This is a genomic window from Mesorhizobium sp. ES1-3 (genome assembly GCF_020164795.1).
Lineage (GTDB): Bacteria > Pseudomonadota > Alphaproteobacteria > Rhizobiales > Rhizobiaceae > Mesorhizobium.
Genome location: NZ_JAIUGW010000024.1, coordinates 40,512 through 53,979, shown reverse-complemented (window position 1 = coordinate 53,979; position 13,468 = coordinate 40,512). Strand labels below are relative to the sequence as shown.

12 protein-coding genes are annotated in these 13,468 nt (G+C 63.2%); 11 read left to right on the top strand and 1 reads right to left on the bottom strand.

Annotation, left to right across the window (positions count from 1 at the left end; all coding sequences use genetic code 11):
• Window positions 1–32 precede the first annotated feature (32 nt).
• The 4 genes from LB536_RS25220 to gndA all read left to right on the top strand — a co-directional run bounded on the left by LB536_RS25220 (window position 33) and on the right by gndA (window position 4,396).
• The gene (locus LB536_RS25220; RefSeq protein WP_224597353.1) at window positions 33–569 is read left to right on the top strand and encodes a copper chaperone PCu(A)C; all 537 of its coding nucleotides are present in this window, start codon (window positions 33–35) and stop codon (window positions 567–569) included.
• Window positions 570–608: 39 nt separating this feature from the next.
• Entirely contained in the window at window positions 609–1,127 is a 519-nt protein-coding gene (locus LB536_RS25215; RefSeq protein WP_140811585.1) for a YcnI family protein, read from the top strand.
• Window positions 1,128–1,182: 55 nt separating this feature from the next.
• Window positions 1,183–2,817, top strand: coding sequence for a copper resistance CopC/CopD family protein (locus LB536_RS25210; protein ID WP_224597351.1), 1,635 nt, complete (start codon window positions 1,183–1,185; stop codon window positions 2,815–2,817).
• Between the two features lie 151 nt (window positions 2,818–2,968).
• On the top strand, window positions 2,969–4,396 hold the full coding sequence (gene gndA, locus LB536_RS25205) for an NADP-dependent phosphogluconate dehydrogenase (RefSeq protein ID WP_224597349.1): 1,428 nt from the start codon (window positions 2,969–2,971) through the stop codon (window positions 4,394–4,396).
• Here the strand turns inward: gndA and LB536_RS25200 are convergent.
• Window positions 4,393–5,445, bottom strand: coding sequence for a LacI family transcriptional regulator (locus LB536_RS25200; RefSeq protein WP_140756350.1), 1,053 nt, complete (start codon window positions 5,443–5,445; stop codon window positions 4,393–4,395). The genes gndA and LB536_RS25200 overlap by 4 nt on opposite strands.
• A 402-nt stretch (window positions 5,446–5,847) precedes the next feature.
• Between LB536_RS25200 and LB536_RS25195 the strand changes: the two genes are divergently transcribed.
• The 7 genes from LB536_RS25195 to mgrA all read left to right on the top strand — a co-directional run bounded on the left by LB536_RS25195 (window position 5,848) and on the right by mgrA (window position 13,275).
• Window positions 5,848–7,086, top strand: coding sequence for an ABC transporter substrate-binding protein (locus tag LB536_RS25195; protein ID WP_224597347.1), 1,239 nt, complete (start codon window positions 5,848–5,850; stop codon window positions 7,084–7,086).
• Window positions 7,087–7,184: 98 nt separating this feature from the next.
• Entirely contained in the window at window positions 7,185–8,078 is an 894-nt protein-coding gene (locus tag LB536_RS25190; RefSeq protein WP_140756348.1) for a carbohydrate ABC transporter permease, read from the top strand.
• On the top strand, window positions 8,071–9,003 hold the full coding sequence (locus LB536_RS25185) for a carbohydrate ABC transporter permease (protein ID WP_224597344.1): 933 nt from the start codon (window positions 8,071–8,073) through the stop codon (window positions 9,001–9,003). The genes LB536_RS25190 and LB536_RS25185 overlap by 8 nt, the downstream gene beginning before the upstream one ends.
• A complete protein-coding gene (locus LB536_RS25180) occupies window positions 9,003–10,103 on the top strand; it encodes an ABC transporter ATP-binding protein (RefSeq protein WP_224597342.1) in 1,101 nt (366 codons plus the stop codon). The genes LB536_RS25185 and LB536_RS25180 overlap by 1 nt, the downstream gene beginning before the upstream one ends.
• Before the next feature lie 77 nt (window positions 10,104–10,180).
• Window positions 10,181–10,927 carry a sugar phosphate isomerase/epimerase family protein gene (locus tag LB536_RS25175; RefSeq protein ID WP_224597340.1) on the top strand — a complete coding sequence of 249 codons (747 nt, stop codon included), beginning with the start codon at window positions 10,181–10,183 and terminating at the stop codon, window positions 10,925–10,927.
• Window positions 10,928–10,938: 11 nt separating this feature from the next.
• Window positions 10,939–12,096: a Gfo/Idh/MocA family protein gene (locus LB536_RS25170; RefSeq protein WP_224597338.1), complete on the top strand. Its 1,158-nt coding sequence runs from the start codon at window positions 10,939–10,941 to the stop codon at window positions 12,094–12,096.
• 132 nt (window positions 12,097–12,228) lie between these two features.
• Window positions 12,229–13,275 (top strand): L-glyceraldehyde 3-phosphate reductase, encoded by a 1,047-nt coding sequence (gene mgrA / locus LB536_RS25165; RefSeq protein WP_224597336.1) that lies wholly within the window; start codon window positions 12,229–12,231, stop codon window positions 13,273–13,275.
• Window positions 13,276–13,468: the final 193 nt, after the last annotated feature.

Here is a 13,468-nt window from a genome sequence, read left to right as displayed (position 1 = left end):
CGACGGCGCGATCATCACGTCATGGAGCAATCATGTCCCATTCTTTCCGTATGTCGGCGGGCACTGTGTTCGGCCACGCCCTGTCTCGCTTCAGAGCCGATCTCGGCATTGTGGCGTTAGCCCTTGTGTTCCTTGGCGCCCAGGCAGTCCTGGCGCATGAATTCAAGGTCGGCGATCTCGAAATCGAACATCCCTGGTCGCGCGCCACGCCGGCCGGCGCCAAGGTGGCCGGCGGCTATTTCACCATCCTCAACAAGGGCAGCGCCGCGGACCGGCTGCTGTCGATTTCCTCCGACGTTTCCGAAAAGGCCGAGCTGCATCAAATGGGCGTCAAGGACGGCGTCATGACCATGCGGCCAGTTGACGGTGGCCTGGAAATCCCGGCAGGCGGCAAAGTGGCGCTGGCGCCCGGTGGCTATCACCTGATGTTCATAGGCCTGAAGCGGCAACCCAAGCAGGGTGAAAAATTCGCCGCCACGCTGACCTTCGAGAAGGCCGGTACGGTCAGCGTCGAGTTCGCCGTCGAAGGCATGGGCGAAATGGGCGGCATGGACGACCACGCGAATTGATCGCGCCGATCCACGAATTTTGAAATCAGAGGGACCATCATGAACAAGTATCTTTTGGCGGCCGGCGCGTTTCTCGTGCTGGGGACAAATGCCGCCTTGGCGCATATCACGCTCGAAACCCAGGAGGCGGCCGTCGGCTCGACCTACAAGGCTGTTCTGCGCGTGCCACATGGCTGCGACGGCAAGGCGACGACCGCCGTGCGCGTGCAGATTCCGGAAGGGGTGATCGCGGTGAAGCCGATGCCGAAGCCCGGCTGGACGCTGCAGACCAAGAAGGGCAAATACGAAAAATCCTACCAGCTTTATGGTCAGGCGGTGGCCGATGGGGTGAAGGAAGTCGACTGGAGCGGCGGCAATCTCCCGGATGAATTCTACGACGAGTTCGTCTTCCGGGCGACGCTGACGGCGGATCTGCTCGTCGGCCAGAAGCTCTACTTCCCGGTGGTGCAGGAATGCGGCGATGCCGCCGCCCGCTGGATCGAGATTCCGGCCGCCGGACAGGATGAGGACGCGCTGGAGACACCGGCGCCGGGCATCAAGCTCACGCCGAAGAAATGATTTTCTGGCGGCGCGCCCTGTCCGCAAGGTGCGCCGCCAACTCCTTGGCGGCAGCATGAACGCGACATCCCCACTTCAAGGGCCTGCAAGGACCGGCAAGCGGTTCGGCTGGGCTAGTGGGCTTTTCGCGGTGCTCATGGCGCTCATCGTCATGGCCTCGACAAGCCAGGCTTTTGCCCATGCGGCGCTGATCAAGACCGACCCGGCCGACGGCGCCGTGCTGGCGCAGGCGCCGGCTCAGTTCTCGCTGACTTTCGGCGAGCCGGTCTCGCCGCTGGTGCTGACGCTGGTGACGCCTGACGGCACGCCGGTTCCGCTGACTTCCTTCCGCCTGAGCGACCAGACCGTCGAGATCGACAATCCGCGGGCGCTCAAATCCGGCACGCATGTGCTGAGCTGGCGTGTCATTTCCGCCGATGGCCATCCGGTCGGCGGCTCGTTCCTGTTTTCCATCGGCGCGCCAACCGAGCCGCCGCCCGTCTCCGAAGCGATCGACTGGCCGTTGCGGTCGGCGATATGGATCGGCAAGGTCCTTCTCTATGCGGGCATTTTGCTAGGCATTGGCGGCGCTTTCGCCCTTGCCTGGCTGGCCGGGGATGGCCGTGCCGGTCAGCGCTTTGTTGCCGGGGCGATCCTGTGCGGGCTGGTGGCGGCACCCTTGTCGCTCGGCTTGCAAGGTCTCGATGCGCTAGGGACGCCGCTCTCCCATCTGGCGCAGCCGGTAGCCTGGCGCACCGGGCTCGGCACCAGCTTCGGCTGGACGGTGCTGATCGCCCTGATCGCGTTGGGGCTTGGCCTGCTGTCGCTGGCCGGACCGCGCGCGACCGCCAGGCCACTTTCTCTTGCGGCCCTCGCCGGCGTCGGCGTCGCGCTTGCCGCCAGTGGCCATGCCAGTGCGGCCGAACCGCAATGGCTGACACGGCCGCTGGTCTTCGTCCATGGCGTCGGCATCGCCTTCTGGGCCGGCGCTTTGGTTCCGCTCGGCCTCGCACTGAAGCGTCAATCGGCCGGCGCCGTTGAATTCCTGCGCTGCTTCTCACGGGCAATCCTGCCTGTGGTCGTCCTGCTTGCCGCGGCTGGCATCGTGTTGGCCGTGATCCAGGTGCAGACACCCTCGGCGCTGGTCGACACGGCCTATGGCCGGCTGCTGCTGCTGAAACTCGCGCTGCTGGTCTTTTTGTTCACGCTTGCCGGCGTCAATCGCTGGAAGCTCACCGCCTCGGCCGAGGCGGGAGCGACCGAGGCGCAACGCAGGCTCACCCGCTCGGTCGGCGTCGAAGTGCTGATCGTCCTGGCGATTTTCGGGGTCGCCGCCGGCTGGCGCTTCACGCCGCCACCACGGGCGCTGGCGATCGCGGCGGCGCAGCCGGTTTCGGTCCACATCCACGCGTTGCAGGCGATGGCCGATCTCAGCATCACGCCTGGCCATGCCGGGCCGGTCGCCGCCTCGATGATCATCATGACCGGCGATTTCGGGCCACTGGACGCCAAGGAAGTGACGCTGGTGCTGTCGAAACCCGATTCCGGCATCGAGCCGCTGAAGCGCGCGGCAACCAAGCCCGGCGACGGCAGCTGGCGTGTCGACAACCTCATCATCCCGGTTCCCGGCCGCTGGATGGCGCGCATAGACATCCTGGTCTCGGACTTCGACATGGTGAAGATCGAGGCGCCGATCGACATCAGGCCGTAACTCACGGATCTGATACCGTTGCAGAACGGGAAACGTCAGCGTGCGACTATAACACAATTCGGCGAGGCGGTTGACGCGGCCCGAAACGCTCGTCAATCATCGCCCACAAAACACGGCCTCAACAAAGCGATCCGGAAACAGGGAAGAAACGATGGAAAAAGCCGAAATCGGCCTGATCGGCCTTGGCACGATGGGCTCCAACCTGGCGCTGAACATCGCCGAGCACGGGCACCGCATCGCCGTCTTCAACCGTACCAAGGCTCGCACGGACGCCTTCGTGGAGAATGCCGGTGCGCTCAGGGACATGGTCGTCCCCTGCTACAGCCTGGAGGAACTCGCGGCCGCGATCCGGCCGCCGCGCCCGATCATCATCATGGTGCTGGCCGGCAAGCCGGTCGACGAGCAGATCGAAGCGTTGCGCGGCGTGCTGTCGGCCAACGACATCGTCATCGATGCCGGCAATGCCAATTTCCGCGATACGATGCGGCGCTTCTCCGAACTTTCCGGCTCGGGCTTGACCTTCATCGGCATGGGTGTCTCCGGCGGCGAGGAGGGCGCTCGCCACGGACCGTCGATCATGGTCGGTGGCACGGAGGATTCGTGGAAGCGTGTCGAGAAGGTGCTGACCGCCATCTCCGCCAAGTTCAAGGACGAGCCCTGTGCCGCCTGGCTCGGCACCGACGGTGCCGGCCATTTCGTCAAGACCATCCACAACGGCATCGAATACGCCGACATGCAGATGATCGCCGAGATCTACGGCATCCTGCGTGATGGAATGGGCATGGGGCCGAAGGACATCGGCACGGTGTTTTCCAACTGGAACAAGGGTCGGCTCAATTCCTACCTGATCGAGATCACCGCCAAGGTGCTCGCCGCCGATGATCCGAAGACCGGCAAGCCGGTGGTCGATATCATCCTCGATCGCGCCGGCCAGAAGGGCACCGGCAAATGGTCCGTCATAGAGGCGCAGCAACTCGGCATTCCGGCGACCGCGATCGAGGCGGCGGTGGCGGCGCGCGTGCTGTCGTCGATCAAGGACGAACGGCAGGCAGCCGAAAAAGCCTATGGCAATATCGGCGTGACGAAAATTTCCGGCGACAAGGACGCGCTGCTGAAAGACCTCGAACTGGCGCTGTTCGCCGGCAAGATATCAGCTTATGCGCAGGGCTTTGCCGTGATGGCGGGCGCCTCGAAGGAGTTCAACTGGAACCTGCCGATGCCGACCATCGCCAAGATCTGGCGCGCCGGCTGCATCATCCGCTCGCAGATGCTCGACACGATGGCCGAGGCCTTCAGCAGTGGCGGCGCTTCGACCAACTTGCTGATGGCGCCGGCTTTCATCAGCTTGATGAAGGAGGCGCATCCGTCGCTGCGGCGCATCGTGGCGAGGGCTTCCGAAGCCGGCGCGCCGGTGCCGGCGCTGTCTTCGGCGCTTGCCTATTTTGACAGCTACCGCCAGGGCCGCGGTACCTCGAACCTGATCCAGGCGCAGCGCGACTTCTTCGGTGCGCATGGTTTCGAGCGCATCGGCGAGCAGGGTGCGTTCCACGGGCCGTGGGGCAGCGGCGCGGCTGGCTAATCGCCGGAGGGCCGATAGGCCACGACGCCCTTCGGCTCGCTCAGGCTCTGCAGCGTGCCGGGCGAGGCACCGCCGATCCAGCCGAGCACCGAGCGGGCGAGTTCGGAGCCGGCCAGCCGGAAGTCTTCGTTGACGACCAGCAATTCATGCCTGAACAGATGCAGCAGTTCCGACGACTGCTTCGACACCACGTCGACGTCGCGGCCGAGCTTCAGGCCGGCATCCTCGATGCCGGCGACGATGGCGAGCGTCGCCGCCGCGGCGCTGCTGATGATACCGTCCGGCCTGATGTCGCGCCGCATCAGCTGCGCGGTCCTCATCCTGATCTGTTCGATCGAATGGTCGATCGAAACGGTGTTGAACGGCACCTCGCTGGCGCCGACTTCGCTCAGAGCGTCGGCAAAGCCGTCAACCGTATGGCGGTAGTAGCTCAAACCGACCGGCGGCGTCACCAAGGCGAGCCGGCGGCGGCCCATGCCGGCGAGATGCCGCACCGCCTCGGCCGCGAAGGCGTAGTTGTCGAAATCATGATAGGGATGAACCAGCCCCATCTCGGTGCGGCCATGCGTGGCGAAGGGAATGCCGCGCTCCAGCATGTAGCGGGCCCTCGGATCGTTCGGCTGGGTGCGCGAGATGATGACGCCGTCGGCCGAGCCGGTCTCCACGAGATAGCGCACCGGATCCAGTGGATCCTGCGAGCGCGAATAGGGTGTGACGATCAGGTGGTAGGGCGTGTCGGCGATGACTTCCGTCACGCCGTAGATGATGTCGGAGACAAAGCTCATGAGTTCGTGCTCGGTGTTGAGCACGAGGCTGATGACATTGGTCTTGCCGGTCCGCAAACGCACGCCGGCACGGTTCGGCCGATAGCCGATCTGCTTGGCCACGAGCTGGACACGACGCCTGGTCTCGGCGCCGATCTCGGGCGCGTCCTTCAAGGCGCGCGAGACGGTGGTGACGCCAAGCCCGGTCATGAAGGCAAGCGTCTTCAGCGTCGGCCGTTCCTGTGCCGTCGCCTCGTCATCCTTGTCCGTGCGTTGTCTGTCCATCCGTCCCGCCCATCAGGCGCATAGCAGCCGCCGGGCAGCCCGGCAATGTTTGCGGCCGCTCCCCAGGGCGCGTCACCTGCATGGAAGCAGTATACTGAAACGTTACAGCTTGTCACGATCGGTGTAGAAACGGGTGCTGGCGACGCGGAAAACACGTCGTCAACCGCGTGGCGAAAAATCGTTGGGATTCAGTGGGAAGCGTGCTGCCAGCAAGTTTTTTGCTGTTTTTGCTCGTTGTGCGGCGCGCTTTTGCGCGTTGCGCCGCACAATGACACCGCAGCGAAAGGATTTTGTTCGCGGCTCGAAAAATGTCAAAGCGAGCTTGCCGGAAGGGGTTGCACATGGTCCTCAATTGCCGTATCGAAAATCTGTAACGTTTCAGATTTCTGGGAGGAAGCCGAAATGCGATACAAATTCCTGACCGCTGCGTTTGCAGCGACGGTTGCGCTCAACTTCGCCGGCCCGGCGGCCGCGACCGATCTGGAAGTCACCCATTGGTGGACTTCCGGCGGCGAGGCGGCAGCGGTCGCCGAACTCGCCAAGGCATTCGACGCCACCGGCAACCACTGGGTCGACGGCGCCATCGCCGGGTCCGGCGGCACGGCACGGCCGATCATGATCAGCCGCATCACCGGCGGCGATCCGATGGGGGCCACCCAATTCAATCATGGAAGGCAAGCGGAAGAGCTGGTGCAGGCCGGCCTGATGCGCGACCTCACCGACGTCGCCACCAAGGGCAAGTGGACGGAGGTGGTACGGCCCAAGAGCCTGCTCGACTCATGCACGATCGACGGCAAGATCTACTGCGTGCCGGTCAACATCCATTCCTGGCAGTGGCTGTGGCTGTCGAACTCGGCCTTCGAGAAGGCCGGCGTTCCGGTGCCGAAGAACTGGAATGAGTATGTGGCCGCGGCCCCGGCACTGGAGAAGGCAGGCATCGTGCCGCTCGCGGTCGGTGGGCAGGCCTGGCAGGCATCGGGCGCCTTCGACGTGCTGCTTGCCGCGGTCGGAGGAACCGACACCTTCCTCAAGGTCTACAAGGACAAGGACGCCAAGTTCGCCGCCGGTCCCGAAGTCGCCAAGGTCTTCAAGGCGGCCGACGACGCCCGCAAGATGGCCAAGAACACCAATGTGCAGGACTGGAACCAGGCCACCAACATGGTCATCACCGGCAAGGCCGGGGGCCAGATCATGGGCGACTGGGCGCAAGGCGAGTTCCAGGTCGCCGGCAAGACCGCCGGCAAGGACTATACCTGCCTTCCCGGCCTTGGCCTGAACGAGGTCATCGCCACGGGCGGCGACGCCTTCTACTTCCCGCTGCTCAAGGATGCCGACAAGGCCAAGGCGCAGGAAGTGCTGGCCGAAACACTGCTCGATCCCAAGACCCAGGTTGCCTTCAACCTCAAGAAGGGTTCGCTGCCGGTGCGCGGCGACGTCGACCTCAACGCGGCCAACGACTGCATGAAGAAGGGCCTTGCCATCCTAGCCAAGGGCGCGGTCATCCCATGGACGGACCAGCTGCTCTCGCAGGACAGCCAGAAGCAGAAGGAGGATCTTTTCTCCGAATTCTTCGCCAAGCCCGACATGAGCCTCGAAGAGGCGCAGAAGCGCTTCGCCGACATCATCGCTTCGGCTGACTGACGACTGACGAGCCGCTTCGCTCCCGACCTTGCCAGGCAGGGCCGGGAGCCCAGGCGCGCTGACTTTCCGCCCTTATCCGATCCAGCACGGCTGTACCGATGAGCAAGAGCGAACGCCCGAGCCAACTCTTCCGCAATCTCAATGCGAAGGTCGCTTCGATCCCGATGGTCCTCACCGCAATGGTGGTCTTCGTCGGCGGCACCGCGTGGACGGTTCTCTATTCCTTCACCAATTCGAAGCTCCTGCCGCGGCTGAACTTCGTCGGGCTCGACCAGTACTACCGGCTGTGGGCGACCCCGCGCTGGCTGATCTCGATCGAGAATCTTTTGATCTACGGCGTGATCTCACTGGTATTCTCGCTGGTGATCGGTTTTCTGCTGGCGGCTCTGCTAGACCAGAAAATCCGTTTCGAGGATACGTTCCGCACCATCTTCCTCTATCCCTTCGCGCTGTCCTTCATCGTCACCGGCCTTGTCTGGCAATGGCTGCTCAATCCGGATTTCGGCGTCCAGGGCGTGGTGCGAAGCCTCGGCTGGACCAGCTTCGATTTCAATCCGCTCTACAACTCCAGCATCGTCATCTACGGCATATCGATCGCGGCGCTTTGGCAAGGCACGGGGCTGATCATGTGCCTGATGCTGGCGGGTCTGCGCGGCATCGACGAGGATATCTGGAAGGCTGCACGGGTGGACGGGATACCCATGTGGAAGACCTATCTCTTCATCATCATCCCGATGATGCGGCCGGTGTTCATCACCACGCTGGTGATCATCGCGTCCGGCATCGTCAAGGTCTACGACCTCGTCGTCGCGCAGACCAGCGGCGGGCCGGGCATCGCCTCCGAAGTGCCGGCCAAGTATGTCTACGACTACATGTTCTTCGCCCAGAACCTCGGCCAGGGCTTTGCCGCCTCGACCATGATGCTGCTGTCGGTGATGATCGTCATCGTGCCGTGGGCCTATCTCGAATTCGGAGGCCGCAAGCGTGTCTGACCATGCCGTCTCCTTGTCCGCCACGTCAAACCCGCGGGATGATGCCTCCGGACCGAGCGGGCCAAAGCCGCGGCACGTGTTTTCGCGCCGCAACATTTTCCTATACGGCACGCTTGTCGTGGTCGCGCTCTACTACCTCCTGCCGCTTTATGTGATGGTCGTCACCTCGCTCAAGGGCATGCCGGAGATCCGCCTCGGCAACATCTTCTCGCCGCCGCTCGAGATCACCTTCGAGCCCTGGGTCAAGGCATGGTCGCAGGCCTGCACCGGCCTCAATTGCGACGGACTTTCGCGTGGTTTCTGGAATTCGGTGCGCATCACCGTTCCCTCGGTAATCCTGTCGATCGCCATCGCCTCGGTGAACGGCTACGCGCTGGCCAACTGGCGCTTCAAGGGCGCCGACACGTTCTTCATCATCCTGATCGTCGGCGCCTTCATTCCCTACCAGGTGATGATCTATCCGATCGTCATCATCCTGCGCGAGATCGGCATCTATGGCAGCCTTACTGGTCTGGTGATCGTGCACTCCATTTTCGGCATGCCGATCCTGACGCTTCTGTTCCGCAATTATTTCACCTCCATGCCGGAAGAGCTGTTCCGGGCGGCACGCGTCGACGGCGCCGGCTTCTGGGGCATCTACCTGCGCATCATGTTGCCGATGTCGCTGCCGATCTTCGTCGTCGCCATCATCCTGCAGGTGACCGGCATCTGGAACGACTTCCTGTTCGGCGTCGTCTACACCCGGCCCGACACCTACCCGATGACGGTGCAGCTCAACAACATCGTCAACTCGGTGCAAGGCGTGAAGGAATACAACGTCAACATGGCCGCCACCATCCTGACCGGGCTGGTGCCGCTGGTCGTCTACTTCATTTCCGGCAAATTGTTCGTGCGCGGCATCGCCGCCGGCGCGGTGAAAGGGTGATGGCGATGGCGGCGAACGGCACCAGTGTTTCGATCCAGGACCTGTCGCTGAACTTCGGCGCGGTCTCGGTGCTGCAGACGCTCAACCTCGATGTCGCTGAAGGCGAGTTCATCGTGCTGCTCGGGCCCTCCGGCTGCGGCAAGTCGACCTTGCTCAACTGCATCGCCGGCCTGCTCGACATTTCGGAAGGCCGCATCTTCATCAAGGGCAAGAACGTCACCTGGGAAGAGCCCAAGGACCGCGGCATCGGCATGGTCTTCCAGTCCTATGCGCTCTACCCGCAGATGACCGTGGAGAAGAACCTGTCTTTCGGCCTGCGTGTCGCCGGCATCGCCAAGGACGAGATCGCCAAGCGCATCGCGCGGGCAGCCGAGATCCTGCAGATCGAGCCGCTGCTGCAGCGCAAGCCGGCCGCCCTATCCGGCGGCCAGCGCCAGCGCGTGGCGATCGGGCGGGCGCTGGTGCGCGATGTCGACGTCTTCCTGTTCGACGAACCGCTGTCCAACCTCGATGCCAAGCTGCGTTCGGAACTTCGCGTCGAGATCAAGCTTCTGCATCGTAAATTGCAGAACACCATGATCTACGTCACCCACGACCAGATCGAGGCGATGACGCTGGCCGATCGCATAGCGGTGATGAAGGGCGGTGTCATCCAGCAGCTCGACGCGCCGCAGACCATCTACAACCGTCCGGTCAACCGGTTCGTTGCCGGCTTCCTCGGCTCACCGGCGATGAATTTCATCGAGGGCCGGCTGGAGAAGGACGGCGGGGACTGGCACTTCGCCGTCGAGAATGCCCGCGTCCCGCTTTCGACCTATGCTTTCGACAAGGAGCCGGTGCCTGGGCCGGCCGTATTTGGCATCCGGCCGGAACATGTCGCCTTGAACAGTGGCACCGGCTGGCCGTTTACAGCGACGGCGAATGTCGAGGTCGTCGAGCCGATGGGCTCGGACACGCTGGTCTGGCTGAAGCTCGGCAAACAGAATTTCACCGTGCGGGTAACGGCCGAACGCACGCCGGGCAATGGCGATACCGTGAGCATCGGCTTCGATCCGATGCGGGCTTCGCTTTTCGAGTTGGCGAGCGGCAACCGCATGTAGCTTACCCAGAGCCTCCCCGAACCATTCTCCCCAAACCATCCTCCCAAGGACAATCCCAAGCAGAACGGACAGAGACGATGAACTGGTCATTCCAACTTTACAGCGCCCGCAATTTCTTGCCCTGGACCGATGTGCTCGAAATGCTCGGCAAGCTCGGCTACGCCGAGGTCGAAGGATTCGGCGGCGTCTATGACGATCCCAAGGCCTTCCGCGCCGAACTCGACAAGAACGGCCTTTCGATGCCGACCGGGCATTTTTCCATCGGCGCGCTGGAGAAGGATTTCGACGGTGTGCGCCGGATCGCAGAAACACTCGGCGTCAAGCTCTTGATCTGCCCCTATCTGATGGCCGAGGACAGGCCGTCCGACGCTGCCGGCTGGCGCGGCTTCGGAGAGCGTCTGGCCAAGGTCGGCGAGGTGGCCTCGAAGGCCGGCTATGGCTTCGCCTGGCACAACCATGATTTCGAATTCAAGACACTCGCCGACGGCTCGGTGCCGCAAGATCATATCCTGTCGTCCGCCCCCAATATTGGCTGGGAAATGGACGTTGCCTGGGTGGTGCGCGGCGGCGCCGACCCGCTGCCCTGGATCGAAAAGCATGGCCAGCGCATCGTCGCCGTCCATGTCAAGGACATGGCGAAGCCAGGCGAGGGGCTGGATGAGGATGGCTGGTCGGATGTCGGGCATGGCACGATCGACTGGGCCGGCCTGATCAAGGTGCTGCGGGCCAAGAGCGCGGCAAAATACTTTGTCATGGAACAGGACAATCCCAACGACATCGAGCGTTTCGCCCGCCGCTCGATCGCAACCGTCAAGAGCTACTAGGAACAACCACCATGGCAAAGAAGCTGAGTAATGGGAAACTGGGTATTGGCGTCATCGGCTGCGGCAACATCTCGAAGGCGTACTTCTCGCTGGCGCCGCTGTTTCGCGGCATCGAGATGCGCGCATGCGCCGACATCAACATGGATGTGGCCAAGGCGCGGGCGAAGGAATTCAAGCTCCGTGCCGAGACCGTCGAGGATCTGCTCAAGGCTGACGATATCGACATCATCGTCAACCTGACCATTCCGGCCGTGCACTACGAGGTGTCGAAGCAGGTGCTCGATGCCGGCAAGCATGTCTATTCGGAAAAGCCGTTCGTGCTGTCGCTCAAGGAGGGCCAGGACCTCAAGGCACGGGCCGAGAAGAAGGGGTTGCGCATCGGCTCGGCGCCGGACACGTTCCTGGGCGGCGCGCACCAGCTGGTGCGTGACCTGATCGACGAGGGGAAGCTCGGCAGGATCACCAGCGGCACTTGCCATGTCATGGGCCACGGCATGGAACACTGGCACCCCAATCCGGATTTCTTCTTCCAGCCGGGCGCGGGACCGGTGCTCGACATCGGACCGTACTACATCACCAATTTGATCCAGCTGATCGGGCCGGTAAAGCAGGTGGCGGCTTTCGCGACGACTCCGGCCAAGGAGCGGACGATCAGCTCAAAGCCTCGCGCGGGGGAAAAAATCCCGGTCAACACGCCGACCACCATTCACGGCCTGCTGGAATTCGAGAACGGCGCCGTGGTGACGCTGAACACCAGCTGGGACGTCTGGGCCCACGGCCACGCGCCGATGGAACTCTATGGCGAGGCCGGCACGGTGTTCGTGCCGGATCCGAACTTCTTCGGCGGCGACGTGCGCTTCACCGAAGAAGGCAAGCCGGTCAAGAAGCTGCCGAAATGGAAGCATCCGCTTGGCATCCCCAATGAGATGCACGGCCAAGGCATGATGGCCAACTACCGCACGGCGGGCCTCGCCGACATGGCGCTGGCGATCGCCGAAGGGCGGCCGCACCGCTGCTCGATGGAACTCGCGCTGCATGCCGTCGATGTGATGACCGGCCTCCTGAGCTCAGGCGAAACCGGCAAGTTCGTCGCCATGCAGACCACTTGCGAGCGCCCGGCCGCGCTTGGCGTCAAGCAAGCCAAGGATCTTCTGGCCAAGAAGAAATAGGTCGCGGGGATTATCGATAATTTTGCCCGCCCCTCTCCCCGTTCGTCCGGGGAGGGGGTAAAGGATGGGTACGGGCATGCTCATCGCCTCTGCGATGACGGTGCCCCATCCGTTCAGATTCGAGGATTTTCCATGCCCTATATCGCCGCTGAAAACCGCTACGAGAAAATGATCTACAGCCGCTGCGGTCGGTCCGGCCTCAAGCTGCCGGCGATCTCGCTCGGGCTGTGGCACAATTTCGGCGACGACACGCCGCATCGGACCAAGCAGTCGATTGTGCGCAAGGCCTTCGACCTCGGCATCACCCATTTCGACCTGGCCAACAATTATGGGCCGCCGCCCGGCTCGGCCGAGACGGCTTTCGGCGAGATCCTGCGCACCGATTTTTCCGCCTATCGCGACGAACTGATCATCTCGACCAAGGCCGGCTACGAGATGTGGGCAGGCCCCTACGGCGAATGGGGCGGGCGCAAATACGTGCTGGCCAGCCTCGACCAGAGCTTGAAGCGGATGGGTCTCGACTATGTCGACATCTTCTATTCGCACCGCTTCGATCCCGACACGCCGCTCGAAGAAACCATGGGCGCGCTCGACCATGCGGTGCGTTCGGGCAAGGCGCTCTATGCCGGCATCTCGTCCTACAATTCGCAGCGCACCCGCGAGGCCGCCGACATATTGAGGCAACTCGGCACGCCCTGCGTCATCCACCAGCCGAGCTATTCGATGCTGAACCGCTGGGTCGAGGAAGACGGGCTGCTCGACACGCTCGAAGGGCTCGGCGTCGGCTCCATCGTGTTCTCGCCATTGGCGCAAGGCATGCTGACCGATAAATATCTTGGCGGCATCCCCGACGGCAGCCGGGCGTCCCAGGGCAAGTCGCTGAAGACTGCTTTCATCAATGACCGCACCATCGCCAACATCAAGGCGCTCAACGAGATCGCCGGCAAACGCGGACAGACATTGGCGCAGATGGCGCTGGCCTGGGTGCTGCGCAGGGGCAAGGTGACGTCGGCGCTGATCGGCGCCAGCCGGCCGGAGCAGGTCGAGGACTGTGTCGGCGCGCTCAAGGCGCTCGACTTCAGCGATGCCGAGCTGGCCGAAATCGACACTTACGCGCGCGAGTCCGACATCAATCTGTGGGCTGCCTCAGCCGAGCGCAAAGGCCCGCCGAGGAAATAGTCCGCCTCGCAAGGCGGCAAAAGCAAAACGGCGGGACCTGTCCCGCCGTTTTGCATGGAAGCGGAACGTCGCTCCGCTATCAATCCTGTCGCCACCATTGTGCCGGCATGTCATCGACCGGCTCGGGATAGCAACAGAAGAGTAGCAAAGAAGGCGGTTCGTCGCTATCTGAATGGGATCAGGCCGTTTGCGT

What these genes read in the sequence shown, in the direction of transcription:
- LB536_RS25220 (WP_224597353.1), top strand. Translation starts at nt 33, where the DNA reads ATGTCCCATTCTTTCCGTATGTCGGCGGGCACTGTGTTCGGCCACGCC.
- LB536_RS25215 (WP_140811585.1), top strand. Translation starts at nt 609, where the DNA reads ATGAACAAGTATCTTTTGGCGGCCGGCGCGTTTCTCGTGCTGGGGACA.
- LB536_RS25210 (WP_224597351.1), top strand. Translation starts at nt 1,183, where the DNA reads ATGAACGCGACATCCCCACTTCAAGGGCCTGCAAGGACCGGCAAGCGG.
- gndA (WP_224597349.1), top strand. Translation starts at nt 2,969, where the DNA reads ATGGAAAAAGCCGAAATCGGCCTGATCGGCCTTGGCACGATGGGCTCC.
- LB536_RS25200 (WP_140756350.1), bottom strand. Translation starts at nt 5,445, where the DNA reads ATGGACAGACAACGCACGGACAAGGATGACGAGGCGACGGCACAGGAA.
- LB536_RS25195 (WP_224597347.1), top strand. Translation starts at nt 5,848, where the DNA reads ATGCGATACAAATTCCTGACCGCTGCGTTTGCAGCGACGGTTGCGCTC.
- LB536_RS25190 (WP_140756348.1), top strand. Translation starts at nt 7,185, where the DNA reads ATGAGCAAGAGCGAACGCCCGAGCCAACTCTTCCGCAATCTCAATGCG.
- LB536_RS25180 (WP_224597342.1), top strand. Translation starts at nt 9,003, where the DNA reads ATGGCGATGGCGGCGAACGGCACCAGTGTTTCGATCCAGGACCTGTCG.
- LB536_RS25175 (WP_224597340.1), top strand. Translation starts at nt 10,181, where the DNA reads ATGAACTGGTCATTCCAACTTTACAGCGCCCGCAATTTCTTGCCCTGG.
- LB536_RS25170 (WP_224597338.1), top strand. Translation starts at nt 10,939, where the DNA reads ATGGCAAAGAAGCTGAGTAATGGGAAACTGGGTATTGGCGTCATCGGC.
- mgrA (WP_224597336.1), top strand. Translation starts at nt 12,229, where the DNA reads ATGCCCTATATCGCCGCTGAAAACCGCTACGAGAAAATGATCTACAGC.